Origin of the sequence: Paracoccus methylarcula (assembly GCF_003007735.2) — a bacterium.
In the GTDB taxonomy this organism is placed as follows: Bacteria; Pseudomonadota; Alphaproteobacteria; order Rhodobacterales; family Rhodobacteraceae; genus Paracoccus; species Paracoccus methylarcula.
On sequence record NZ_PXNQ02000003.1, the window covers coordinates 114,202 to 140,183 of the forward strand.

21 protein-coding genes and 3 pseudogenes are annotated in these 25,982 nt (G+C 64.5%); 9 read left to right on the top strand and 15 right to left on the bottom strand.

All coding sequences use genetic code 11. The features are described 5' to 3' along the window. Positions 1-21: 21 nt before the first annotated feature. The 4 genes from A7A09_RS06055 (at position 22) to A7A09_RS06070 (ending at position 5,067) form a co-directional block, all read left to right on the top strand. The gene (locus A7A09_RS06055) at positions 22-1,278 is read left to right on the top strand and encodes an imelysin family protein (RefSeq protein ID WP_106690546.1); all 1,257 of its coding nucleotides are present in this window, start codon (positions 22-24) and stop codon (positions 1,276-1,278) included. Beyond that, positions 1,262-2,821 carry a di-heme oxidoreductase family protein gene (locus A7A09_RS06060; protein WP_106690547.1) on the top strand — a complete coding sequence of 520 codons (1,560 nt, stop codon included), beginning with the start codon at positions 1,262-1,264 and terminating at the stop codon, positions 2,819-2,821. Before A7A09_RS06055 ends, A7A09_RS06060 begins: the two co-directional genes overlap by 17 nt. Next, positions 2,821-3,816, top strand: a complete 996-nt coding sequence (locus tag A7A09_RS06065) for an imelysin family protein (protein ID WP_106690548.1) — start codon at positions 2,821-2,823, stop codon at positions 3,814-3,816. Before A7A09_RS06060 ends, A7A09_RS06065 begins: the two co-directional genes overlap by 1 nt. Positions 3,817-3,990: 174 nt before the next feature. Then, entirely contained in the window at positions 3,991-5,067 is a 1,077-nt protein-coding gene (locus A7A09_RS06070) for a DUF1513 domain-containing protein (RefSeq protein ID WP_106690549.1), read from the top strand. Positions 5,068-5,085: 18 nt separating this feature from the next. Here A7A09_RS06070 and A7A09_RS06075 read toward each other — a convergent pair whose 3' ends face one another. From A7A09_RS06075 to soxX, 8 genes are all read right to left on the bottom strand, one after another. Next, the gene (locus A7A09_RS06075; protein ID WP_106690768.1) at positions 5,086-7,482 is read right to left on the bottom strand and encodes a glycogen/starch/alpha-glucan phosphorylase; all 2,397 of its coding nucleotides are present in this window, start codon (positions 7,480-7,482) and stop codon (positions 5,086-5,088) included. A gap of 215 nt (positions 7,483-7,697) precedes the next feature. After that, on the bottom strand, positions 7,698-8,684 hold the full coding sequence (locus tag A7A09_RS06080) for a c-type cytochrome (RefSeq protein ID WP_106690550.1): 987 nt from the start codon (positions 8,682-8,684) through the stop codon (positions 7,698-7,700). After that, positions 8,668-9,936, bottom strand: a complete 1,269-nt coding sequence (soxC, locus tag A7A09_RS06085; RefSeq protein ID WP_106690551.1) for a sulfite dehydrogenase — start codon at positions 9,934-9,936, stop codon at positions 8,668-8,670. The genes A7A09_RS06080 and soxC overlap by 17 nt, the downstream gene beginning before the upstream one ends. 16 nt (positions 9,937-9,952) lie before the next feature. Continuing rightward, a complete protein-coding gene (gene soxB / locus A7A09_RS06090; protein WP_106690769.1) occupies positions 9,953-11,641 on the bottom strand; it encodes a thiosulfohydrolase SoxB in 1,689 nt (562 codons plus the stop codon). An 80-nt stretch (positions 11,642-11,721) separates the two neighbouring features. Then, positions 11,722-12,597, bottom strand: a complete 876-nt coding sequence (gene soxA / locus A7A09_RS06095; protein WP_245999171.1) for a sulfur oxidation c-type cytochrome SoxA — start codon at positions 12,595-12,597, stop codon at positions 11,722-11,724. A gap of 73 nt (positions 12,598-12,670) precedes the next feature. After that, positions 12,671-13,000 (bottom strand): thiosulfate oxidation carrier complex protein SoxZ, encoded by a 330-nt coding sequence (gene soxZ, locus A7A09_RS06100; protein ID WP_106690552.1) that lies wholly within the window; start codon positions 12,998-13,000, stop codon positions 12,671-12,673. 21 nt (positions 13,001-13,021) lie between these two features. Continuing rightward, entirely contained in the window at positions 13,022-13,462 is a 441-nt protein-coding gene (soxY, locus tag A7A09_RS06105; protein WP_106690553.1) for a thiosulfate oxidation carrier protein SoxY, read from the bottom strand. A gap of 6 nt (positions 13,463-13,468) precedes the next feature. Beyond that, entirely contained in the window at positions 13,469-13,954 is a 486-nt protein-coding gene (gene soxX, locus A7A09_RS06110) for a sulfur oxidation c-type cytochrome SoxX (RefSeq protein WP_106690554.1), read from the bottom strand. Between the two features lie 227 nt (positions 13,955-14,181). Between soxX and A7A09_RS06115 the strand changes: the two genes are divergently transcribed. The 3 genes and pseudogenes from A7A09_RS06115 to serS all read left to right on the top strand — a co-directional run bounded on the left by A7A09_RS06115 (position 14,182) and on the right by serS (position 16,409). Further along, positions 14,182-14,637, top strand: coding sequence for a thioredoxin domain-containing protein (locus tag A7A09_RS06115; RefSeq protein ID WP_245999173.1), 456 nt, complete (start codon positions 14,182-14,184; stop codon positions 14,635-14,637). Next, complete coding sequence (locus tag A7A09_RS06120; protein ID WP_245999175.1) at positions 14,634-14,972, top strand: ArsR/SmtB family transcription factor; 339 nt, start codon at positions 14,634-14,636, stop codon at positions 14,970-14,972. Before A7A09_RS06115 ends, A7A09_RS06120 begins: the two co-directional genes overlap by 4 nt. Before the next feature lie 145 nt (positions 14,973-15,117). Then, positions 15,118-16,409: pseudogene (gene serS / locus A7A09_RS06125) on the top strand (serine--tRNA ligase). A gap of 76 nt (positions 16,410-16,485) precedes the next feature. Here serS and der read toward each other — a convergent pair. From der to A7A09_RS21365, 4 genes and pseudogenes are all read right to left on the bottom strand, one after another. Beyond that, positions 16,486-17,969 (bottom strand): annotated as a pseudogene (gene der, locus A7A09_RS06130) (ribosome biogenesis GTPase Der). Then, a complete protein-coding gene (locus A7A09_RS06135) occupies positions 17,966-19,291 on the bottom strand; it encodes a PQQ-like beta-propeller repeat protein (RefSeq protein WP_106690773.1) in 1,326 nt (441 codons plus the stop codon). The pseudogene der and the gene A7A09_RS06135 overlap by 4 nt, the downstream one beginning before the upstream one ends. A 44-nt stretch (positions 19,292-19,335) precedes the next feature. After that, positions 19,336-19,776, bottom strand: a complete 441-nt coding sequence (locus tag A7A09_RS06140; protein ID WP_245999176.1) for a hypothetical protein — start codon at positions 19,774-19,776, stop codon at positions 19,336-19,338. Further along, positions 19,776-20,003: a hypothetical protein gene (locus A7A09_RS21365; RefSeq protein ID WP_245999177.1), complete on the bottom strand. Its 228-nt coding sequence runs from the start codon at positions 20,001-20,003 to the stop codon at positions 19,776-19,778. The genes A7A09_RS06140 and A7A09_RS21365 overlap by 1 nt, the downstream gene beginning before the upstream one ends. Before the next feature lie 130 nt (positions 20,004-20,133). Here A7A09_RS21365 and A7A09_RS06145 point away from each other — a divergent pair, with 130 nt between their 5' ends. Next, complete coding sequence (locus tag A7A09_RS06145) at positions 20,134-21,084, top strand: calcium-binding protein (protein ID WP_170167029.1); 951 nt, start codon at positions 20,134-20,136, stop codon at positions 21,082-21,084. 72 nt (positions 21,085-21,156) lie between these two features. Here the strand turns inward: A7A09_RS06145 and A7A09_RS06150 are convergent, their stop codons facing one another. Then, positions 21,157-21,756: a superoxide dismutase gene (locus A7A09_RS06150; RefSeq protein WP_106690556.1), complete on the bottom strand. Its 600-nt coding sequence runs from the start codon at positions 21,754-21,756 to the stop codon at positions 21,157-21,159. 163 nt (positions 21,757-21,919) lie between these two features. After that, entirely contained in the window at positions 21,920-22,795 is an 876-nt protein-coding gene (gene dapA / locus A7A09_RS06155; protein WP_106690557.1) for a 4-hydroxy-tetrahydrodipicolinate synthase, read from the bottom strand. Positions 22,796-22,906: 111 nt separating this feature from the next. On the opposite strand from dapA, the gene A7A09_RS06160 reads away from it, so the two are divergent. Beyond that, positions 22,907-24,973, top strand: coding sequence for a lytic transglycosylase domain-containing protein (locus tag A7A09_RS06160; RefSeq protein WP_106690558.1), 2,067 nt, complete (start codon positions 22,907-22,909; stop codon positions 24,971-24,973). On the opposite strand, the pseudogene A7A09_RS22210 reads toward A7A09_RS06160, so the two are convergent. Next, positions 24,939-25,828, bottom strand: a pseudogene (locus A7A09_RS22210) (DMT family transporter). The gene A7A09_RS06160 and the pseudogene A7A09_RS22210 sit on opposite strands and share 35 nt — an antisense overlap. Between the last annotated feature and the right edge of the window lie 154 nt (positions 25,829-25,982).

The following is a 25,982-nucleotide window of genomic DNA, read 5'->3' on the forward strand; positions in this document are numbered from 1 at the left end:
CATGTCACCCGGGAGGACAGAATGAAAACCACCGTCGCCATCTCCGCGCTGGCCTGTGCCGTCGCGATGCCCGCATTCGCGGGCAAGCCCGAAGTCGTGCAGACCTATGTCTCCATCGCCCATGCCGCCTACGAGGACAGCCTGACCAAGGCGCAGGAATTGCAAACCGCCATCGATGCGCTGCTGGCCGAGCCGTCCGAGGATACACTGGCCGCCGCCCGCGACGCGTGGATTGCCGCGCGGGTGCCCTATATGCAGACCGAGGCCTATCGTTTCGGCAATGCCATCGTCGATGACTGGGAGGGCAAGGTGAATGCCTGGCCGCTGGACGAGGGGCTGATCGATTATGTCGATGCCTCCTATGGCGGCGCGACGGATGAAAACGAATATGCGGCCCTGAACGTGATCGCATCACCCAGCTTCACGCTTTCGGGCGAAGAGGTGGACGCTTCCGAGATCACGCCGGAGCTGCTGTCCGAACAATTGCAGGAGGCCGACGGGATCGAGGCCAATGTCGCCACCGGCTATCACGCCATCGAATTCCTGCTTTGGGGGCAGGACCTGAACGGCACCGATGCCGGCGCGGGCGAACGGCCCTGGACGGATTACGCCTCGGGCGAGGATTGCACCGGCGGCAATTGCGACCGGCGCGGCGCCTATCTGAAGGCCGCCACCGATCTGCTGGTCAGCGACCTGGAATGGATGGCCGCGCAATGGGCCGAGGGCGGCGAGGCCGCGACATCGCTGACCGCCGATCCCGATGCCGCGATCTCTGCCATGCTGACCGGAATGGGCAGCCTCTCCTATGGCGAACTTGCAGGCGAACGGATGAAGCTGGGCCTGATGCTGAATGACCCCGAGGAAGAGCATGACTGCTTCTCGGACAACACGCATGAAAGCCATTTCTATGACGGCATCAGTGTCCAGAATGTCTGGATGGGCCATTACACGCGCACGGATGGCACCGAGGTGACCGGGGAATCGCTGCGCGACCTGGTGGCCGAGGCGGACCCGGAGGTCGCAGAGGCCGTGACCACGGATATCGCCGATTCGGTGGACAAGCTGCAGGCAATCTGGGACAGGGTCGATCAGGGCGAGTCCTATGACCAGATGCTGGCTCGCGACAACAAGGAAGGCGAGGCCGTGGTCATGGCTGCCGTGGATGCGCTGGTCGCGCAGACGCAGGAAATCGAGCGGGCGGTGAATGTTTTGGGGCTGCAAGAGATCGGGTTTGAAGGTTCGGACAGCCTCGACAATCCCGATGCCGTGTTCCAGTAGGATTGGCTTGGCGGCGCTGGCGGTGCTGATCTGCTCCGCCGCGCCGCTGACTGCCGATCAACTGGCTTTGCGGGATCTGCACCTTTCCACCATCGCGCGCACCGATGAAGAAACGGCCCGCATAGAGGCCGTGACCGCCTCGCCGACCGATTTCACGGCGCCCGAGAAATTCGAGGCCAATCCCGCAGGGGCGGCTACCGTGCGGCGGCGCGATGATGCCGATGCCTTTTCGCTGCCCTCGGGAAATATCTCCTTCGAGGGAGAGCTGGATTTCAAACTCGGCAACGGGCTGTTCCGCAAGCTGTGGGTGTCGTCGCCCTCCTCTACGCTGGCCTCGGACGGGCTGGGGCCGCTCTACAATTCGCGCGGCTGCCAGAACTGCCACCTCAAGGACGGGCGCGGCCATCCGCCCGATATCGCGGGCGATCCGGGCGGCTCGATGTTCCTGCGCCTGTCGATTCCCGCGCCAGAGGATGCCGCCGCAAGCGAGATCGAGGAATACCTGGCCAGTATCGGACAGGACATCACCCCGACCCGCCCCGATCCGGTCTATGGCGGGCAGTTGCAGGACCTGTCGGTGCAGGGCATCCCCGCCGAGGGGCGGATGCGCATCACCTATGACGAGATCCGTATCCCCCTGTCGGGCGGCGAGACAGCCTCCTTGCGCAAGCCCGGCTATTCCATCGACAACCCGGCCTATGGCCCCCTGCGTGACGACCTGATGACCAGCCCGCGCGTCGCCCCGCAGATGATCGGGCTGGGCTTGCTGGAGGCGATCCCGGCCGCCGATATCCTGGCGGGCGCCGATCCCGAGGATAGCGATGGCGACGGCATTTCCGGGCGCGCGCAGATCGCCTGGTCCGCTCGCCATGACGTGCCAATGCTGGGCCGCTTCGGCTGGAAGGCCGGGATGCCGACGATCGAGGAACAATCGGCAAGCGCATTCGCCGGGGATATCGGCATCTCGAACCCGCTGCATCCCGATGGCTGGGGCGACTGCACCAAGGCGCAGACCGCTTGCGTCAACGCTCCGCATGGCGATGGCGATGCGCGCGGGACCGAGATCGATGCCGAGGGGCTCGACCTCGTGACTTTCTACAGCCGCAATCTGGGCGTGCCTGGGCGGCAGGGGGTGGACGACACGGACGTGCTGCACGGCAAGCAGGTCTTTCACGAAACCGGCTGCGCCGATTGCCACCGTCCGAAATTCGTCACCGCCCGGTTGAGGGACCGGCCCGAGCAGAGCTTCCAGCTGATCTGGCCCTATACCGACATGCTGCTGCATGACATGGGCGAAGGGCTGGCCGATCACCGCCCCGAAGGGCTGGCAAGCGGGCGGGAATGGCGCACGCCCCCGCTTTGGGGCCTGGGCTTGACTGAGCAGGTCAACGGGCACAGCCTGTTTCTGCATGATGGCCGCGCCCGTTCGCTTCTCGAAGCCGTGCTGTGGCATGGAGGCGAGGCGGAACCGGCCCGTGACCGCGTGATATCCATGCCGCCCGGGGACCGGGCCGCCCTGATCCGATTCGTGGAAAGCCTGTGATGCGATTACCCGACCTTGCCCTTGTCTCCCTGACCGCGCTCGCCCCCCTGCCCGCCATGGCTGGCGTGACCGAGGCGATACGGGAGCATATCCTGCCCGCCGTCGAGGATTTCTCTGTCGCCGCCGGGGATCTGGCCAAAACGGCGGCGGATGATTGCACGGCAGAGACACTGCGCCCGGCCTATCGACAGGCTTTCGACGCCTGGATGGGCCTGTCGCATTTGTCCTTTGGCCCGCTGGAAACCGATGGCCGGGCGCTGGCCATCGAATTCTGGCCCGATCCGCGCGGCATGGTCGCCCGCACCGTCGCGGGAATGACCGCCGATGCCGACCCGGTGGTTGACGATCCGGAAAGCTTCCCCGAGGTCTCTGTCGCGGGGCGCGGGCTGATGGCGCTGGAACGCCTGCTCTATGACCATGCCCTGTCGGGATACGGGGCCGGAGACTACAATTGCCGCTACGCGATGGCCATCTCGGCCGACCTGTCGCGCATGGCCGGGGAAATCCTGGCCGATTGGCGGGAACATGCAGAGCTGATGCGGACCGCCGGGGCCGAGGGGAATGCCCGCTACATGTCGGAAAGCGAGGCGTCGCAGGTTCTTTACACCGCGCTTCTGACAACGATCGAGTTCGACGCAGATCAGCGGCTTGGCCGTCCGATGGGCAGCTTCGACCGCCCGCGCCCGACCCGCGCGGAAGCCTGGCGGTCGGACCGTCCGTTGCGGAACATCACCCTGTCGCTGAAGGCCCTGCGCGGGCTTGCGGTGACCTTGTCGGACGATCCGATCCCTGTCACCGAGGCGGCATTCGACAGGGCGTTGGCGACAGCCGGGGCGCTTGACGATCCGCTGCTTTCCGGGGTCGAAACCCCGCAGGGACGGCTAAAGGTGGAGATCCTGCAACAGCAGATCCGTGCAGTAGGCGACGCCACCCGGGCCGAGATCGGCGGCGGGCTGGGCCTGAGTGCCGGGTTCAATTCGAGGGATGGGGATTAGGATGGCGTTACGCGTGACCGGGCTGCCGAAGGGATTGCGTCCCGCGATGGCCGGGGGCTGCCTGCCCGTCGCCGGCTGGTTCTCGAACCAGTGGCGCACCATCCGGCGACCCCGGGGATATTTGCATGAAGAAGAAAGAGCAGGCGATTTCAGGCGGTTTCGGGAGGGATTGTCATGATCGGGCGCCGGAATTTCATCGCCGCATTGCTTGCCGGGTCGGTCGTGCCGCGCCTGTCATGGGCGGATGCGGGCAGCCCCGCCATCCTGGGCGCAGCGCGCGAGGGCGATGGCGGTTACGCCCTGTTCGGCATAGCGGCGGATGGCGGCGATTGCTTTCGCATTCCCCTGCCCGCCCGGGGCCATGCCGCCGCCGCCCATCCAAGCGCGCCCGAGGCCGTGGCCTTTGCCCGCAGTCCCGGCCGCTTTGCCGTGGTGCTGAACTGCGTCACCGGCGAGGTGCTGACGCGGCTGGTCGCGCCCGAGGGGCGGCATTTCTACGGCCATGGCACATTCATCGCGGGTGGTGATATCCTCTGCACTTCGGAAAATGATTTCGGAACCGGACAGGGCCGGATCGGACTCTGGTCCCGGAGCAAAGGCTGGAGGCGCGTGGGAGAGATCCCGACCCATGGCGTCGGGCCGCATGAGATCAAGCATTTGCCGGGAGACGTTCTGGTCGCGGCGAATGGCGGCTATCGCAATCATCCCGACCGGCCCGGCGTCAAGCTGGACGTGCCCGAGATGCGGCCCAACCTCGCCTATGTCAGCCCCGATGGCGAATTGCTGGAAAAGGTAGAACTGGACAAGGACCTGCACCTCAACTCCATCCGCCATATCGCCCTGGGCCGGGACGGGCTGGTTGCCTTCGGGATGCAATGGCAGGGCGATCCGGCGCTCGGGATGCCCCTGATGGGGCTGCACCGGCGCGGCGAGGCGGCGGTTCTGGACCGGATGCCGGTATATGAGGCCGTGGCGATGCGGGGCTATGTCGGCTCCATCGCCTTCGATGCGGAACGCCGCCGCGTCGCGATCAGTTCTCCGCGTGGCGGGAGGGTGCAGGTCTTTGACGACACCGGGCGGCACTTGCGGGCCATCGAGCGCGAGGATGTCTGCGGCATTGCCCCGGCGACACGGGGGTTTTTCCTGTCAGATGGCCTCGGCGGCTTGATGCGGGCGGGCGAGGAGCTGCATCCGCTGGCCAAGCATCGCGGCCGCGCATGGGATCATCACCTGGTGCCGGTCATGGTCTGACATGCCGGTTTCCGGGAGCTATTCCCCGACCCCGACCGGACCGGCCCGCCATATATCGGCCATGTACCCCCTGATCGTCCGGTCAGAGGAGAAATAGCCCGAGCGCGCGATATTCAGCGCCGCCATCCGGTCCCATTCCGCCGGATCGCGATAGGCCGTATCGACCCGGCGCTGCGCCGCGAAATAGGCGTCGAAATCCGAGGCGACGAGGAAGGGATCGTCATTCCATGTCCGGTCCAGCAGTGTGAAATATGGATCGCCCTGCCCGCCCGAGAACCTGCCCTCGGCCACCATCTGCAGGGCGGCGCGCAGATCGTCGCTGGCCTCGATGGCGGCGCGGGCATGGCCGGGGCGCGCGGTCTCGGCAGCGGCCTCTTTGGCAGTCAGGCCGAAGAGGAAGAAATTCTCCGCCCCGACATGTTCGCGGATCTCGACATTCGCGCCGTCCAGCGTGCCGATGGTCAGCGCCCCGTTCATGGTGAATTTCATGTTGCCGGTTCCCGAGGCCTCCTTGCCCGCTGTCGAGATCTGCTCGGACAGGTCGGCGGCGGGGATCAGCATCTCGGCCATCGAGACATTGTAATTCGGCGGATAGGCGATCTGCAGGAATTTCCCGGTCACCGGATCGTTGTTGATGGTTGCCGCCACGTCGTTGACCAGGTGGATCACCGACTTGGCAAGCCAATAGCCCGGCGCGGCCTTGCCCCCGAATATCTTCACCCGTGGCACCCAATCCCCGTTCGGATCGTCATGGATCCGCCGCCACAGGGCGATGGCTTCGAGGATATTCAGAAGCTGGCGCTTGTATTCATGGATGCGTTTGACCTGCACATCGAAGATCGCATCAGGATCCGCCTTCACCCCCAGATCGCCCAGCAGGTGATCGGCCAGCCACTGCTTGTTGCGCCGCTTGGCCGCCCGCAGACTCTCGCGGAAAGCGGGATCGTCTGCATGGGCCTCGAGCCCGCGAAGCTGGTCCAGATCGGCGGTCCAGCCATCACCGATGGTCTCGTCGATCAGACCCGCCAGCGCCGGATTCGCCATGCGCAGCCAGCGGCGCGGCGTGACCCCGTTGGTCTGGTTCACGATCCGGTCGGGATGCAGCCTGTGTAGATCGGCAAAGACCGTATCCCGCACCAGGTCTGTATGCAGCGCCGAGACCCCGTTCACCTTGCCCGCCATGATGAAGGCCAACTCGCCCATATGCACCTGGTCGTGCCGGACGATGCCGACATGATCGGGGCGGCCCGTGGAGGCGCGGTGATCGGCGTCGATCATCTCGATGATCTGCATGTGGCGTGGCAGCACCCGCCCCATCAGCCATGTGGACCATGTCTCCAGTGCCTCGGGTAGAAGCGTATGATTGGTATAGTTCAGCGTGCCGCGCGCCAGGTCGCGAGCCTCCTCAAAGCCCAGCCCATGCTCATCCATCAGGAGACGCATGAGCTCCGGCCCGGCAATGGCGGGATGCGTGTCGTTCAGCTGGATCGCCACCTTCCCGGGCAGCAGGCGCAGATCGCCATGCTCGGACAGGAAGCGGCGCAGGATATCCTGCAGGGCGGCGGCGGTCAGGAAATATTCCTGCTTGAGCCGCAACTCCTTGCCGGCTTCCGTCGTGTCATCGGGATAAAGCACCCGCGACAAGGTCCGCGCCAGCGCCTCGGGTTCGGCGGCGGCGGTGTGATCGCCCGCGTTGAACCGCTGCAGGTCAAGCAGCGTCGTCGGATGCGCCCCCCATAGCCGCAGCGTATTGGCCCATTCGCCGTTCCAGCCGATCACCGGCATGTCATAGGCCCGCGCGATCACGCTTTCACCCGGATGCCATTTGGCGCGGCCATCGGCCTTCTCGACATGCCCCTTGAAGCCGATCGTGTAGCTGTAATCGATCCGGGTGAACTCCCAGGGATGTGGCTGGTTCAACCAGTCCTCGGGGGTTTCGACCTGCTGTCCGGCCTCGAAACGCTGGCGGAACAGCCCATGTTCGTAGCGGATACCGTAACCCATCGCCGGGCATTGCAGGGATGACAGCGACTCCATGAAACAGGCCGCCAGCCGGCCCAGCCCGCCATTGCCGAGGGCGGCATCGGGTTCGTCCTCGAGGATTTCCCGCTTGTCGAGACCCAGCTGTCCCAGGGCCTCGTCCATCGCCTCGTCCAGCCGCAGGTTGATGATCGCATCGCCAAGCGTCCGCCCGATCAGGAATTCCATCGACAGGTAATAGACCCGCTTCGCCCCTTGTTCGCCCGCGCGCCGTAACGCCGCCATCCAGGGATCGATCATCAGGTCGCGCACCGTGTGACTGACGGCCAGCCGCCAGTCGAAAACCGTGGCAGCCTCGGGTTCGCGGCCCTGTGTGCGGGTCAGGTGATAAAGGATCCGGTCGCGGAGATCCTGGGAAGCTGAGAGTCGGGTCAAAATCTGCCTCTTGAAACCTGTCAATCATCGCGGCGCCGATAGCGCCATCAGCGACCGGAACCTGTTGCCAGTTTTCACGGGTCTTGAAAAGCACCGGTCGGGATTATCGGGTAAGGACGCGCAAATGCGTCACAGGTGGCGCTTGCGTTCCTGCTGTGGGGGCACATCCCGTCGCCGGATATATCGAACAAGGAAGTATCACCCCGGGGGCGGAACTAGGGTTGCGCGCGCAGATAGGCGATGATCGCCTCGATATCCCCGGATGATTTCACACCGGGAAAGGACATCTTGTTGCCGGGCAGGAATCCTTTGGGATCGGCCAGAAAGGCGCGGAGGTTCTCTTCGGTCCAGGTGATTCCGGATTCGATCATGGCGGGCGAATACTTGTAGCCGTCACGGGTTCCGGCCTCGCGGCCGAGGGTGCCATTCAGCACAGGCCCCACGCGATTCTTCGCCCCTTCGCCGATCATGTGACAAGCCTTGCATTTAGCGAACAGCTTCTCTCCCGCAGCGATCAGTTCGGGATCGGGAAGCGGTTCTTCCGTCTTGCTGACAGGGTCCGTCTTGTCCTTGTCTGCCGGATCGGTCGGCGTCACGTCGAAGACCGAGGCATGCATGGTGATCTCGACGCTTTCCTTGCAATCCCGCATACAGGGCTCTGCCGTGAACACCGGATACTCGGTTTCGGGGCGGTCATCGACGATGAATCCCCCCGCATTGGGCATCTCTATCTCGGAGAAATTCCGGTCCGACAGCACGAAATCCTCATCGACCAGATAGTTCGAGTAAAGGATATAGGCGGTGATCGCATAGGTCTCGTCCGGCGTCAGGATCTGCGCCTGCCCGAAAGGCATCGAGCGGTGGACATAATCCCATAGCGTGGACAGATGCGGCCAATAGCTGCCGACCGTCTTGACCGGATCCTTGTGATCCAGCGTATCCTCGCCCCCCGCAAGCGCCGGCCAATTGTCCAGCCCTTCGGCGAAATCGCCATGACAGGCGGCGCATTTCTCCTGGAACAGACCTTCACCACTCGCCACGTCACCCGAACCTTCGGGCAGGCCGGTCCCGTCCGGCATGACATCAACGTCCCATGCCGCGATTTCCTCGGGCAGCGCCTCGCGCCCCAATCCGAGCGGTTCTGCGAGAGCGGGCGAGGTCAGCAGAACGGTCAGCAGAACGGCATCAAGATATCTCGACATTTTCCGCGCTCCCATCCTTGCGCACCCACCATGTCTGGATGCCGTTATTGTGGTAGACCGAGTTCTCGCCCCGGATCTCGCGCAGCGCGTCCTTGGTCGGCTGCACATAGCCGGTTTCGTCCATGGCACGGGATTGCAGCAGCATTTCCTCGCCATCCCAAAGGTGATCCAGCCAGAACCGGGTCATCGCCATGCGCTGGCCGAGGGCGGCCAAGCGCGCCGTCCGCCAGTTCCTGCCGCCATCGGTCGAGACATCGACGCGGGTGATCGCCCCCCTGCCCGACCATGCCAGCCCGGTGATGACCAGAGGCCCCTTGCCATGCCGGACCGGCACCTGCGGGCTGGGTGCGGTGACGACGGACTTGGCATCCATCACCCATGTCCATTTCCGGCTGATCCCGTTATCCAGCGTGTCGGTATATTTCGAGGTCTCCTCGCGGCTCTCCACCGGCCCCGGCGTCACCTCGATCCGGCGCAGCCATTTGATCCAGAGATTGCCCTCCCATCCTGGCACGACGAGGCGGACGGGATAGCCATGCTCCTTGCGCAGCGCCTCGCCATTGGCCTTGAAGGCGACCATGCAATCGTCGAGCGCCTTTTCCAGCGGGATCGAACGGCCATTCGAGGACGCGTCCGCACCTTCGACATAGAGCCATTTTCCCTCGGGCCTGATGCCCGCCTCGGCCAGCAGCGTTTTCAGCGGCACTCCGACATATTCCATGTTGTGGATCATGCCATGGGTGAATTGCGAGCCGTTCAACTGCGCACCCGCCCATTCCATGCCGCTATTGGCCGCGCATTCGCAGAAATAGACGCCGGACTGGCGGGGAAAGCGTTCCAGATCGGCATAGGTGAAAACCAGCGGACGGTCCACGAGGCCGTTGATCATCAGGCGGTAATCCGGCTTGGCCAGTTCGATCGCGCCGGAATGGTGCCGCTCGAAGGCGCAACCGGCGGGCGTGATCGTGCCGTCCAGCGCATGGATCGGCGTGAAATTGATCGAACTGATCGGATCGGCGGTCAGCCAGGGGACATTGCGGCGGATGACGTCAGACTCGAAGCGGATCGGCAGGCCATAGGGCGTCTCATCCACGCCCGCGCCGGTATAGCGGGCCCAGTCCTGCACTTCGGTAATCAGCGGGTCGGGACCGTCTTGGGCGCGGGCCGACAGGCTGGCGGCAGGCAACAGGGCACCGGCCGCCAGCCCCGCCCGCAATACGCCGCGGCGGCTGGTGGTTGCGAATTTTGACATTTGGGTGGCTCCTCCCTCAGTCTCCTGTGACGGTGATGGAATTGTTCGGTGCCGGGCTGACAGTGCCCTGCGCCCGGATGTGGTTCTCGACCAGGTCCCAGATTTGCGGCCCCTCGGTGCCCTCGTTGACCGAGGCCCAGCCCGCGACGACGTAATTGCGCGCCGGATCGACGGGGCTGCCATCCTTGAGCAGCGTCATGCCACTGATACGGCTGCCCATACCGGCATAGGGATCGATGCTGTAGCCAAGCCCGCCCACGCGCACCATGTCGCCGCCCTGCTGGTAATAGGGATCGGCGTTGAAGATGTTATCGGCCACGTCTTCCATGATCGTTTTAAGCATCTCGCCCGACATCTCGCTGCGATAGACCTGTCCGTAAGTCATCGAGGTCACGGAATGGATGTCCTCGCGGGTGATGTCGCCGGGCAGGACCGAGGCCCCCCAACGCACGCCGGGCGACAGAGCGATCTCGGCATCGCGTTCGGACAGCAGGGCGTCGCAGATCAGGTCGTCCCAGCTACCGTTGAAATTGCCGCGGCGATACAGAAGGCCCTCGGTCTTGCCGATCACCTCTTCCAGATCCGTCTTGTAGGGCGCGCGGATCTCCTCGATCAGCGAAGCCATGTCGGGATCGGGTTGGATCACATCCGAGAAGATCGGGATCAGCTTGTGGCGGAAGCCCATCATCTTGCCATCGCGCACGTCCAGATCGACGCGACTGACGAATTTGCCGTGGCTGCCGCTGGCGATGATGATCGTGTCACCCACGACGACCGGCTCGGGGATGGCGTCATGGGTGTGGCCCGACAGGATCACGTCGATACCCTTCACCCGGCTTGCCATCTGGTGATCGACGTCAAAGCCATTATGCGACAGGCAGACGACCAGATCGACGCCTTCGGCGCGCAGCTCGTCCACCACCTGCTGCATCCGTTCCTCGCGAATGCCGAAACTGTATTCGGGGAACATCCAGCCGGGATTGGCAATCGGCGTATAGGGAAAAGCCTGCCCCACGACGCCGACGCGCAGCCCCCCCGTCTCGAATATCTTCGAGGGCTCAAAGGCGGGCTCATCCCATTCCGCGTCGAAAATATTGGCGCCCAGCAATGGCTGGTCCATCATCTCCATCAGTTCCTGCACCCGCTCGGTGCCGAAGGTGAATTCCCAATGCGCGGTCATCGCCTGCGCGCCCAGCAGGTTCATCACCCGCACCATGTCCTCGCCACGGGTCTTGAGACTGGTATAGCTGCCATGCCATGTATCGCCGCCATCCAGCAGGATCGAGGCGGGCCGCGCGGCACGGATCGCCTTGACCACGGTGGCGATCCGGTCAAAGCCACCCATGCGGCCATAGGTCCGGGCAAGATCGGCGAAATCGGGCCATGTCAGCGCGTAAGCCTCGGGGCTGCCGGGGGTGATCCCGAACATCTTCTGGAACGCCTCGCCCACGACATGGGGCGCCCGGCCCTTCGCATCGCCGACGCCGATATTGGTATCCGGTTCGCGGAACCAGACCGGGCGCAGATGGGCGTGGCAATCGGTAAGATGGATCAGCGTCAGGTTGCCGAAATCCTCGAATTGCAGCAGCTGGTCCTGCGTCAGCGCCTGCTGAGCAAAGGCGCGGGGCAGGTTGCTGAATCCCAGCCCCGTCAATGCGGCCGAACCGGCAAGGCCAAGCTGCAACATCTCGCGGCGCGAAATCATCGGCATCCTCCTACATATTCATATATATGAAACTATCAGAACTGAAAAGACCCGCGCGACTTCTCGGCGCGGGCCAATCGTCAATGACGAACGCTGACGCCCTCGACCGGCAAGCCATTGCCGCGAGACGCAACGTAGAGTTCAAGGGCACGGAATTCATCGCTACCCATCGCGAATGTCTCGCCCCGCGTGTCCCGAATGCAGCCCCGAAAGCGGTTATGCTGCGACACCAGCGCCGCCTGCTTGAGGCGATAGACCGGGAAACCGTTAGTCATGCCCTGGCTCAGATGATCGGCCCGGATCCAGTCGCCATAATGATCCTCGTGGCAATTGGCGCAGGCGAGTTCAAGCTGGCCGTAGCGGGTGTAATACATCTCCTTGCCCTGTTCCCAATAGGGCTTGGCCGGCCCGTCGATCGCCACGTCCATCGGCATGCCGCGTGACTGCACCGAGATCGCCGCCGTCATGTTCTTCATCCTGTCGCCATTCCAGTCCAGCGCCTCGGCCTGCATCCGGTTGGTGCGGCAATCGTTGATGTAATCCTCCATCGACCACAGCTCGCCCTCGGCATTGACCTTGGGCATGACGGCCCGGACGCCCTTCATGCTCTCGATCCCCTCGTGGCAGGATGCGCAGCTTTTGCCCGCCTCGCCCTCGATGGTGTTCCAGTCGTCGATCCCCTGATCGACAAAGATCATGCCGGGATTCTCGAAATCATCCAGCTGCATCGCCTGCGTTTCGGAATCGCGGAACAGCCAGCCCGAATAGACCTGGTCGAACGCGCCTTCCAGATGATCCGGAGCAGGCACGGCGGTGGGCAGCTCGATCTCGCCGCCATTGATGACGATGGGATCGGTCGTTTCGGGCTCTGTCTCGGCCATGGCGGGCAATGACAGGACAAGCGCGAAGACCGACGCCATCGCGGCACGGGGATTCAGGCGGATCGTGGTCGTCATGGTCTTTCCTCCCTTGGGTGGCGTCCGGCCTTGAATAACGGGCCGGGGCTGCCTCGCCTGCTGTCCGGCGCGCTCAGGATACCTCGATGGACTGCTTGTCTTCATAGACCGAGCCGTCATCATCCTGCCATCTGAACACGAACTCCCCCGATTCCGGCACCTTGGCCTCGAACTCGAAATATGGGTTCGTGCTGATCGCGGGCTCCATCTCCACATCGATCACCGGCGCACCGTTGAAGGTCACGCTGAAATGGTTGATGATCGACCGCGGGATGACATTGCCTTCCTTGTCCTTGCGCTGCCCCGATTCCATCTGGTGCGAGATCAGCGTCTTGATCGTGATCACCTCTCCCGCCGAGGCGGTTTTCGGCACGCGGACGCGGGGTTTGACGTTATCTGCCATCTGAATTCTCCTTCTGTCCGTTCAGCCGCCGCAGCCGCCGATGGTGACTTTCACATTCGCCGCCGTCCGCACGAACTTGCCATCGGCCAGCTTGGCCACGGCGGTGACATCCTGCGTTTGCGCCAACCGGATTCGCGTCGAGGCGGCACGCTTGCCGGCCAGTTCACCGAACTTGAAAGTCGCGACCGGCAGCACCGGGTTGCCCGGCGCTAGCACCAGGATCTCGGACGCCCCCTCGGCCTCGACCGAGATTGGCACGGTATTGCCGTTCTCGGCGATTTCGGGCGCGTCCAGGGTGATCCCTTCGCCTTCGGTCGCCTCAACCCCGCCGGTGAATTCCGCGATCAGCTCGTCCAGCGTTTTCGCAGGTTCCGCATCCTGCGCCAGAGCGGCCCATGGCAATATTCCAAGCGCGGCAGCCGAGGCGCCGCTGACCAGGACGTCACGTCTGTCGATCTTCATTTCCTCTTACTCCTTCAGCGTCGCCAGATAGGCGATGACATCTTCAACCTGCTGCGCCGTCAGCAGGGGCGGCAACGGCTCCGATCCCGCTTCGCCGGTAAAGGCATCGCCGGGCCGGATATAGCCTGAACTCTTGTAGAAGCCGGGCATCATCGAATCGGGAAAGGTTCTCTTGGCATCCGCCACGATCCCCCGCAACTGCGCCTCGCTCCAGCGATCTCCGGCACCGTCCAGCGCCGGGCCGATGGTGCCCTGGAATTCCGCATCCGTCCGGTCGCTGATCGCATGGCAAGCGACGCAATTGCCGCTGGTCTTGTCGGCATAGATCGCTGCTCCATTCTCGGGATCCCCGGCTGTCTCCGACAACGGCGCCTCGATCAAGCCATCCTCGGCGAAAGAAACGTCCTGCGGCGCGGTTTCTGCGGCCAGCGGCATGGCGAAAGCCAGCCCCGACAACAGCGCCAATGCCGCCGAAATGGCGTGGCGTGGCATGCGATCCTCCCTTCGGTATCCCGTATCGCGCCCAAGGTAAGAGGTAACTCTTCACTTTGGCAACCAAAAATTCACATTTTGCTATATGTTTGGCCCGCAACCGCTTTCGGCAACCCGAGCGCAATCGATGGCAACCCCGGGCCCGCCTGTCGAATTCGACAGGATCATTGTCCAGACATGCAAAGATGAGTAGATATGCATAAGTGAAATCGCAAGGAAGACCGCAGATGCGGGCAATTGCCGTGAAATCCGCCGCCATCTTTGTGGCGGCCATGCTGGTCCTTGGGGGTGCAGTTTCCACCGCCCCGGCCGAGGCCGGCGAATCCCCAAGGATCGCCAGTGACAGCGTGGATTGGCAGGCCGCGCCCATACGCCTGATGATGGTCGAGCAGGAAGGCTGCATCTATTGCGAGGCATGGGACCGCGAGATCGGGCCCGGCTTTCCCAAATCCTCCGAAGGGCGGACGGCCCCCCTGTTGCGGGTCGATATCGACGGCCCCTGGCCCGATGGCATCGCGCTGGACCGCCGCCCGACCATCACGCCGACCTTCATCCTTTTGCGCGGCGGCGCCGAGCTTTCGCGGCTAGAAGGTTATCCCGGCGACCAGTATTTCTATCCGCTCATCGACGGCATGCTCACCGATGCAGGCATTGCCGCGGCTTCTGGAAAGGCGGGCGGATGACGCGGATCGGCGCAGCGGACCGGACCACCGAAGACGCGGTCGGCACCGCCGAGATGATGCAGCGCGCCACCGAGGCCGCCTCTTTCATGAAGGCCCTGGCGCATGAGGGCAGGATGATGATCCTCTGCCATCTGTCGACCGGAGAGAAAACCGTCGGCGAGCTGGAAAAGCTCTTGAACCAGCGGCAGGCAGCGGTCAGCCAGCAGCTCGCGCGCCTGCGCGCGGAAGGGCTGGTGACATGCAGGCGCGACGGCAAGGCCCGGCTCTACTCGGTCGCGGATCCGCGGGCGGCAGAAGTCGTGGGGCTGATGTATCGCCTGTTCTGCACGGACTGAATATCCGCTCATTGCCGCAAGGGGCTCTGCCCCGTCGCCTGCCAGCGACTCCCCGGGATATTTGGAATGAAGAAGAAGCAGGCTTTTGTCCGGCTGCCACATGGGTTAGTCAAAGCCGTGACAATCAGCTTTGACGGTGACAGACATGCATGACATCCGGTCCATCCGCGAGAATCCGCAGGCTTTCGACGCCGTATTGGCGCGGCGGGGGCTGGAGGCGATGTCGGCATCCATCCTGTCGCTGGATTCCGAACGGCGGGCCAGGATCGCCGAGGCCGAGACCGCGCAGGCCGAACAGAACAGGGCCAGCAAGGAGGTCGGCGCCGCGAAGGGCCGTGGCGACGAGGCCGAGTTCGAGCGCCTGCGCAAGCTGGTCGCCGAGAAGAAGGCGGATGTCGCCCGCATGCAGGCAGAGGCGGCGGAACTGGACGCACAGCTTCGCGATGTCCTGATGGGCATTCCCAACCTGCCGCTGGACAGCATTCCGGACGGCCAGGACGAAGAGGACAATGTCGAGCTGCACCGTTGGGGAGCGCCCCGTGAATTCGGTTTCGCCCCGGCCGAGCATTTCGAGATCGCGGGTGTCAGGCCCGGCATGGATTTCGAAACCGCCGCCAAGCTGTCGGGCAGCCGCTTCGTGATGCTGAAAGGCGGCGTGGCGCGGCTGCATCGCGCTTGGCGCAATTCATGATCGACCTGCATGTGACCCGGCACGATCTGGAAGAAACCTGGACGCCCGTTCTGGTGCTGGAAGACATGATGACCGGCACCGGCCAATTGCCGAAATTCGGCGAGGACAGTTACCAGACCCGCGAGGGCTGGTGGTTGATCCCGACCGCCGAGGTCACGCTGACCAATACCGTGTATGGCGACATGGTCGATCACGCCAGCCTGCCGCGCCGGATGGTGGCGCATAGCCAGTGCTTCCGCTCCGAGGCGGGCAGCGCGGGCCGCGACACGACCGGCATGCTGCGCCAGCACCAGTTCGAGAAGGTCGAGATGGTGTCCATCACCGATGCCGAAACCGGCATGGAGGAACATGCCCGCATGACCCGCTGTGCCGAAGCCGTGCTGGAGGCGCTGGAACTGCCCTATCGCACCATGGTGCTCTGCACCGGGGATATGGGCTTCGGCGCCCGCATCACCCATGACCTTGAGGTCTGGCTGCCGGGGCAGAACAAGTATCGCGAGATCAGCAGCGTCAGCTATTGCGGCGATTTCCAGGCCCGGCGCATGAATGCCCGCTACCGCCCCGAAGGCGGCGGCAAGCCGGAATTCGTCCATACGCTGAACGGCTCGGGCCTGGCGGTTGGCCGCACCCTGATCGCGGTGCTCGAAAACGGCCAGCAAGAGGACGGCTCGGTCGATCTGCCCGCCGCCCTGCATCCCTATCTGGGCGGCGCGACCCGGCTTGGCGCCGATGGCAGGCCGGCCTGAACCGGGCTTCTTCCTTGTCCCAATAGCTTCGGGGGAATCCGGCGCCAGCCGGATGGGGGCAGACAGCCCCCATCCCTTATCCGCCCTTGGGACGTTGCCTGTTCTTGTGCTTTGACAGCGCCCCCGACTGGCTGATCTTGTTCGCTTTCGCCCGGTAGGGATTGTCCACCCCCTGATCGCGGAAGAACAGCCGGATCGGCGTGCCGGGCATGTCGAAATCCACCCGCAGCCCGTTGACAAGATAACGCTGGTAGCTGTCGGGCAGCTTGTCTGTATGGGTGCCTTCACGATGAAGGCGGGCGGGCGCGTCTTGACCTGGGTCATGTAGCGCAGCCTTATCCGCCGCCCCCCCGGCGCCGGGGGCGGATGGCTCTCGGTCATGGCCTCAAGCCAGCGGTTCAGCTTGGCCGTCGAGATGCGCCGGTTCCAGACCTCATGCGCCTTGAGGATCGCGGCATGCAGGCGGTCCAGCCCCTTGCCGGTCCGGGCCGAGACCGTCACCAGCGGAGCCCCTTTCAACTGCGGCAGCAAGCGTTCGAAATTCGCGCGCAGCTCGTTCAGCTTGTGGGGCTTGTCCTCTTCCAGGTCCCATTTATTCGCGGCGACCACGACGGCGCGCCCCTCGGTCTCGGCAAAATCGGCGATGCGCAGATCCTGCTGCTCGAAGGGGATTGCCACGTCCAGCAGCACGACCACCACCTCGGCGAAGCGGACGGCGCGCAGCCCGTCGGCCACGGAGAGTTTCTCGACCTTGTCGATCACCTTGGCGCGTTTGCGCATCCCCGCCGTGTCGAAGACCCGCATCGGCGTGCCCATGAACTCGGTCGTGACGCTGATCGAATCGCGGGTGATCCCGGCCTCGGGGCCGGTCAGCAGCCGGTCCTCGCCGATGATCTTGTTGATCAGCGTCGATTTCCCGGCATTGGGCCGCCCGATCACCGCAAGCTGCAGGGGCCGCGCCTCGGATGGCCGCCAGTCCTCGGCCCCCTCGCCGCTCTCCGCCTCCTGCTCCGGAATATCCACATCCGTCGCGGGCTCGATCGGCGCGGGACGCTCCGCCTCGACCTGTTCGGACAGCGGGACCAGCGCGCGATAGAGATCGTCCATCCCCTCGCCATGCTCGGCCGACAGGCGCAGCGGCTCTCCGAGCCCGAGCGCATAGGCTTCCAGCGCTCCGGTTTCGCCAGCCCGTCCCTCGGCCTTGTTGGCGGCAAGGATCACATGACGGGCGCGGCGGCGCAGGATATCGGCGAAATACTCATCCGCCGCCGTCACGCCCGCCCGGGCATCGACGACGAAAAGGCAGATATCGGCCTCGTCCACCGCGCGTTCGGTCAGGCGGCGCATCCGGCCCTGCAGGCTGTCGTCATCGGCCATCTCGAGACCGGCGGAATCGATCACCACGAAGCGCAGATCGCCCAAGCGCCCCTGGCCTTCGCGCAGATCTCGGGTTACGCCGGGCTGGTCATCGACCAGCGCCAGCCGCTTGCCGACAAGACGGTTGAACAGCGTCGATTTCCCGACATTCGGACGGCCAACGATGGCGAGGGTAAAGCTCATCGGAATGCGTGCAATTGGCCGCTGCGGGTCACGACGTAAAGCGTTTGCCCCGCCACGACCGGAGCCGCTGCCGCGCCGCCGGGAATCTGCCCCTGTCCGACCAGTTGCCCCGATCCCGGATCGAAGGCACGCAGAAGGCCGTCGGAGGAGGCGACGAACAGCCGCCCGCCAGCCAGAACCGGGCCGTAATGGGCATGAATGCGATCCTGCCGCTTGGTTTTCTGATCGGTGTAATAGGGCAGCTCGATCCGCCAGATCACTCCGCCAGTCGCGGCATCCAGGCGAATCAGTTCGGCCTGGTCGTTCACCGCGAAGACCGAGCCACCCGCGACCACGACCGGGCCATTGGCCCCATCGCGCGAGGACCAGTTCCGCATGCCCGAGGTCATGTCCACCGCATCGATCCGGCCCGACGAGGTGCCGCCATAGACGGTGCCGCCCGAAATCACCGGATCCCCCGTCACGTCGCGAACCGTCGCGATGGCGCGGCCTATGCGCGTGCCGGCCACCTGCGCCGTCCAAAGCGTCGCGCCGGTTTCGGTATCGGCGGCCAGAAGCTGTCCCGAGCTGAACGGGAAGACAACGCTATTGCCCTGGACCGCTGGCACCGAGACGCCCATCACTCCCGAAGGAGAAGGCCCACCCGTGGTCTGCCACAGCACCTTGCCATCGGCGGCGCGCACCGCCCAACCGACATTGTTGCGCGCGGCGACATAGACCGTGCCGTTCTGAACGGCGGGACCGCCGCCAATGGCCGCGTCCACCCGCTGCCGCCACAGGACGGCCCCAGAGGCGGCATCCAGCGCCACGAGTTCGCCAAAACCGGTCGTCGCATAGACGCGCCCGCCCTCATAGGCCAGCCCCCCGCCCGAGGCGCTGTCGCGGCTGTCGCCTGCGGGTGTGACGTCGCTCGACCATGCGGTGCCGCCCGACAGCGCCGTGGCGGTCACCGTCGCCCGGCTGTCCAGCGTGAACACGCGCCCTCCGGCCACGACCGGGTCGGCGGTGATACGATGTTTCCGGTCATCGCCCTGCCCGATATTCGCGCTCCAGATGCGGCTGGTTCCAGCGCCAAGCGCGACATGCCCCGGCTGGTGGGCGGCATTGCCGCCGCGATGGGTCCATTCGCCATTCCCCCGCGGCGCAGCCAGCGACAGCGCCGTGGAACTGACGGGGGCAGGCCCTTCCACGGCCGGTCCATCAGGCGATGCCACGGCCAGGGGGTCCAGCCGTTCGCCGGGCAGGATGACTTCCCGGTCCCCGCAGGCCGACAGTGCCACCATGGCCGCAAGAACCGTGGTCAGTCGCAACTTGGCGGTCATGCTCGCCCCTCCCTCGTCTGTCATCATCAATCGTTCCCGCATCGTCATTCCGCCGGCACGGAATTGGCCGGTTCGGGCTCGATTCCCAAGGCGATCATCATCTCCGAAAGCCGCCGACGCAAGGCTTCGCTCAGTTCCGGCTTCTTCTGGATTTGCCGGATCAGCGTCACGGCGTCATTGTCGCGGCCAGCCTCGATCAGCGCCACCGCCTTCTGCTCAAGCGCCAGCGCCTCGAACGGCCCGCCGCTGCGCGACAAATGCGCCAGGATCTCGTCACGTTGCGAGGGATCCATCGAAGAGCCTTCCAGCATGACCAGCTTCAACTGCGCAAGTTCACGCAAGACCCCATCCGAAGCCGCATCCTCGCTCACCCCGCGCAGCGCCTCGGCGGCGGCATCCGCGCCGCCCGATCCCGCCCATTCGCCCGCCGCCAGCAACCCGCTCAGCGCCCGGCGCGCATCCGAACCCCGCGGATCGAGCTTCATCACGCCGCCGGATCCCCGCTCGCCTCGGCCTCCAGCACGGCATCGCCCCAGGCCTGCGCCTCGGCCCGCTCGCGCGACAGCGACCATTCGCGCCAGATCGCACCGCCCACGATGCCCAGGATCACCACGATCGCGATCCAGCCATAGCGGCGAAACAGCGCGAACAGCCGGTCTCGACGCAGGTCCTCGGTCACCTCATCGATAAAGCTGTCATTTTGGTTGGCCATGGGGCACCTTGCTCTCGTGTTTTCGTCGCAGTTGGTCTTATACTGCGCGGACGGTATTTGCCAATGCCGGGGCCGGTCGGAATTTCCAGGCAAAGCCCGATATAGAGTAACGGATTACGGAGCAGTGTTGATGCTTAACGAATATACGATGCAGATCTGGTCGTGGTGGGCGTTGTTTGGCGCGACGCTGGCGCTCAGCCTTTCGCTCGGCGATGATGATGACAGCTCCTCCGCACCCGATCCGGATCCTGATCACGCACCGTTCGAGGGGCTGGAGGATTTCAACCCCGAAGCATATGAGGATTTCATCATCGGGACCCCCGGACCGGACGACCTGACCGCCGAGGACTTCAAGCCGAGCGCCATGGCCGGGCAGGCGGATGCTGACAGGATCACGGGCTCCAACCTGGATGATTACATCCTTGGCGGCTTCGGCGATGACATGATCCGGGGCGAGCCGGGCAATGACATCATTCGCGCGGGCGAAGGCGACGATCATGTGCATGCCGGGTTCGGCAATGACATCGTCTTCGGCGACGCCGGAAACGACACCATCAATGGCGGTCACGGGGATGACGGGATTACCGGAGGCGAGGGGAATGACAGCCTGTATGGATGGGGTGGCTCGGACACGGTCCTGGGCGGCGAGGGCAACGACACGCTGAGCGGGCTGCGTCCGGACCGCGCCGCACCGCGCGACGCCGCCGAAGCCGAGAGCGACGGGCCCGACATTCTCATGGGCGGCGATGGCGATGACCAGCTCTGGCTGAGCGATGGCGACGAGGGAACCGGCGGCGAAGGCCAGGACAGTTTCATCGCCGACTGGCGGTCGGACCACATCACCTCCAGCACCACGATCCATGATTATAACGCGGAAGAGGACCAGATCGCCCTGTTGATCAACCCGCCAGAGGACGGACAGGATCTGCCCGAGGTCACGCAGGAGGTCAGCGAGGATGGCGAAGATCGCCTTGTCTTCATGGATGGCGTGGAGATCGCGCGGGTTGTCGGAGCCGGTTCGGGTGACGAGCTCGATATCGCGACCTTGACCGAAAGCCCGAACGCGCAGGCATCGGCGTAAGGCGCAAGAAAAGGGCCCGCCGGGATCGATTCCCGGCAGGCCCCGCAAGATGAAAGGCGGTGTCGCCAGCGCTCACATGCGCGAGGCGACGTTTTCCCAGTTCACCAGGTTGTCGAGGAAGTTCGACAGGTATTTCGGCCGCGCATTGCGGAAATCGATGTAATAGGAATGCTCCCACACATCGCAACCCAGCAGCGCCGTCTGATCGAAGCAAAGCGGGTTCACGCCGTTCTCGGTCTTGGTCACGACCAGCGAACCGTCGGCATTCCTGGCCAGCCAGACCCAGCCCGAACCGAACTGGCCGACACCGGCCTCGGAAAACTTCTTCTTGAACTCATCGACCGAGCCGAAAGAGTCGGTCAGCGCCTTTTCCAGTTCCGACGGGATCGCACCCGGTTTCGGCGCCATCATTTCCCAGAACTGGGTATGGTTCCAATGCTGACTGGCATTGTTGAAGATGCCGCTCTGCGCCACGGCACCGTTATTATAGGTGCCCTTGACGATATCCTCCAGCGACTTGCTTTCCCATTCGGTGCCCGCGACCAGCTCGTTCAGCTTGTCTACATAGGCGTTATGGTGCTTGTCGTGGTGATATTCCAGCGTCTCTTTCGACATGCCCGCAGCGGCAAGCGCGTCATGGGCATAGGGAAGATCGGGAAGGGTGAAAGCCATTTTCCTCTCCTTTAATGAAAGGCCTGAGCCGTTGAGCCGGGGGGCACAGTCCCGCATTTACCCGGTCAGTGCAAGAGGGTGTGGCGGGAACTCCGCCCATATGATCCGGGCCATATGATCCGGGCGTGGGGGCAGAGCCTCCGATCCCGTCCCGATGCCCGTCCTACAAAAGACCCGCATGCTCCAGCGCAGCATCTATCTGGCGCCGGGTCGCATCGCTCAGCGGAGTCAATGGCAGGCGGACCCGCTCATCGCACAGCCCCAGGCGGGACATCGCGTATTTGACCCCGACCAGCCCCGGCTCGATGAAGATCGCCACATGCAGCGGCATCAGCCGGTCCTGATATTCCAGCGCCGCCGCGTAATCGCCGCGCAAGGTGGCCCCCTGGAACTCGGCGCAGAGTTTCGGCGCGACATTCGCCGTGACACTGATGCAGCCCACGCCTCCATGCGCGTTGAAGCCAAGCGCCGTCGCGTCCTCTCCGGAAAGCTGGACGAAATCCGTCCCGCAGGTGATGCGCTGCTGGCTGACCCGTTCCAGCTTGCCGGTGGCATCCTTGACGCCGATGATCCCCGGCAGTTTCGCCAATTCGCCCATGGTTTCGGGCAGCATGTCGATGACCGAACGGCCGGGGATGTTGTAGATGATGATCGGCAGATCGACGGCCTCGGTCAGCGCCGAGTAATGCGCGATCAACCCCGCCTGATTCGGCTTGTTGTAATAAGGCGTCACCACCAGGGCGGCGTCGGCCCCCACTTCGGCGGCATGGCGGACCAGCCCGATCCCCTCGCGGGTCGAATTCGACCCGGCCCCGGCGATCACCGGGATGCGACCGGCGGCGATCTTGACGACCTCTTCCACGACGATGCGGTGCTCGTCATGGGTCAGCGTCGGGCTTTCGCCGGTCGTGCCCACCGGCACCAGGCCGTGGCTGCCCTGTTCGACATGCCATTCAACCAGCTTCTTCAGCGTGTCCAAATCCAGCTCGCCGTCCGCTGAGAACGGCGTGACGAGGGCAGGCATCGACCCTTTGAACATGACACGCTCCTGTGGTTTCTTCGTTAAAGTCGCGCGAACCTAATCGCACGCGCGCGTCTTGCCAAGGTTGTGAATTGCGCTTTGGCGCTATCGCGGAGACACAGGGTGGTGATGCGACATATGCGCGACATGCTGGCGGTGGCCTTGCTGATCACCCTGCCCCTCTCGGCCGCCCGGGCCGAGGATGCCGGAGCCATGGCGCTGGCCCTGTCGGCGGCGGATGTCCGGGATTGGGTCACGGCGCGGGATGCCGCAACCGCCTCGGGACCGATGGCCGAGGCGCTGGTCGGCTGGCAGGCATTGCGGGCCGGATATGGCGAGTTCGGGAATTACCTGGAATTCATCCGCAGCAATTCCGATTGGCCGGGGCTGGATCTGATGCGCAGCAAGGGCGACGAAAAGCTGCGCCCCGACCTGCCCGCCAAGGATATCCGCGACTGGTTCGGCGATCGGCTGCCCACCTCGCTCGTCGCCGAGACCGCTTATCTGACCGTGCTTGACGGCCAGGCGGCCAAGGATGAACGCGCCCGTTTCTGGACCGAAACGCCCCTGAGCGCGGCGGAGGAGACGGCATTCCTCTCCGAATACAGGGACGAGCTGGCGCCGCTTCATCGCGCCCGGGCCGAGCGGATGCTGGATTTGCAGGAATGGCAGCAGGCCGAACGGCTCCTGCCCGAACTGGAGGAAAAGGAGCGTCCGCTCCTGGCCGCACGGATCGCGTTGCAGGCCGGCCGCCCCGGCGTCGACGACCTGATCCTCGCCCTGCCCGAAGATCGGCGCAGCGATCCCGGCCTGATCATGGACCGTTTCCTATGGCGGGTCCGGGCCAAGCAGCATGACGGCGCCCAAGCCCTGATGCGGGAGGCATCAAGCAGTGCCGAGGCCCTGCGCGACCCTGCCCTATGGGCCCAGATGCGGGTCGATTACGCGCGCCTTGCCATGCGCAGGGGGAATTGGGCGCTGGCCGAACGCCTTGCAGCACCGCATTTCCTGCCGCCCGAGAATCGGCATTATTCCGATCTCGAATGGCTGGCGGGATATGCGGCGCTGAAATCGGGCGCTCCGGATCGTGCGTTGGATCATTTCCTGCACCTGGAAACCGTGGTCGGCAGCGCCATCAGCAAGGCGCGGGCCTTCTACTGGCAGGGTCGCGCACATGAAGCCCTTGGCGACGAGGCCGCGGCGCGGGCGGCCTATGCGCGTGGCGCCGAACTGCCCGGCGTCTTTTACGGGCAGCTTTCGGCGGAAAAAACCGGAATGCAGATGCCCGTCGAATATGCCGTGCCGGGCAAGGCCGTCGAGGCTCTGCCCGACTGGCGCGGCAGCGATCTGCGCGAGAATACGGTGTTCCGGGCCGGGTTATGGCTCCTCGCCACCGGGCGACCAGACGAGGCGCAGCGATTCTTTCTTCACCTCTCCGAAACCGCATCGCCCGAGGACATCGCCCGGATGGCGCGCCTGATGATCGAGGCGGGGACACCGTGGCACGGATTGCGCCTGTCCAAGCGGGCGGCCGATCAGGGCGTGATCTATCCGGCCGCGCATTTCCCGCTGACCGGGCTTGAATCGGCCGATCTGGGCCTGCCGCCCGAACTGGTGCTTTCCATCGCCCGCCAGGAATCCGAGTTCAACCATACCGTCAGCAGCCATGTCGGCGCCCAGGGGCTGATGCAACTCATGCCCGGCACCGCCGAACAAATGGCCCGCGAGCTGCGGGAACCATACGAGCGGACAAGGCTGACCACCGATCCGGCCTATAATGCAAGGCTGGGGGCCGCCTATCTGGAAGGATTGCGGGAAAGGTTCGGGACCTCATCGGCGCTGATCGCCTCGGGTTATAATGCCGGGCCGGGACGACCGATGGGCTGGCTGAAGGATTTCGGCGACCTGCGCCGCGATTTCGATCCGGTGGACTGGGTCGAACTGATCCCCTTCGACGAGACCCGCAACTATGTCATGCGGGTCACCGAGGCGATGCCGATCTACCGCGCCCGGATCATGGGAAAACCCGCACCGATCCTGCCGACTTGGGATCTGACCGGCGGCGGGCTGATGCCACCGCCACCCTTGCGGCTGACCCTTGCCCTGTCGTCGCGCCCTCCCGCAAAGCCCTTCATCGGACCGCGCCTTCCCGAAGGCTGGATCAGGCCGACTTCAACCGCTGCCGCCACAGAGTGAACAGCCCCGCGGCCACAACGATCACTGCACCCGTGACGACATTGGGGCGCAGCACATCCCCGAAGATCGTCAAGCCGATGATGCTTGCCCAGACCAGCTGCGTATAGGCGAAAGGCTGCAATGCAGAGGCCTCGGCCAGTTCATAGGAACGGATCAGCAGGTAATGCGAGGTCATGCCGCACAGGCACAGCGCCGCCATCCAGATCCAGTCCTCGGGGGCGAGCCATTGCCAATCCCAGATGCCGAACAGGGTGATCGCGACCGCTCCGGAAATTCCAGTCCAGAAGAAACTGACCATGGCCGGGTCGTCCCGCGAAACGTGCCGGGTCAACAGCCCGTAAAGCGCGAACATCAGGCGGCTGCGAATGGCAGGAACGATTCCAGCGTCATCACACCACCGCCGGGTTGCAGGATCACGAGGATCCCGCTGAAGCCGATGCAGATCGCGGTCCAGCGCCGCCAGCCGACCTTCTCGCCCAGGATCGGGCCGGAGAGTGCTGCGACCAGCAGCGGATAGACCGTGAAGATCGCATGGGTCTCGACCAGCCCGAGCCGCACGAAAGCCTCGACCATGATGATGGTCTCGGCGCCCAGCAACGCCCCCCGGAACATCTGGGTGAAGGGCCGCTTCGTACGGATCGCCCGCTTCAGCCCTCCGGGTTGCCGCGACACCATCGCGATGACGAAAAGCGCAAAGACCCAGTAGCGGATCATCACCACCAATGCCGGTGGATAGCTTTCGCCCAGCACCCGCGAGAACCCGTCCTGTATGGCAAAGATCAGGCTGGTCAGGCACATCAGCAGGATCGCCAGGCCGGTGCGGTCGATGACCGGCGCGGCCGTTCTGGGCGGCATCGGCGGAGGCGCCGAAGCGGTCGCGGCAGAGGCTGCATAGGGCGCCTGCGAATCAGGCTGCGGTTGTGTGATCGCGCGTTCTTCCATATTCCCGCCCTTGCGCCCGTGATGGCGCAAGGTCAAGTCATGGCCGGCATGCATTGGCCGAAGACCG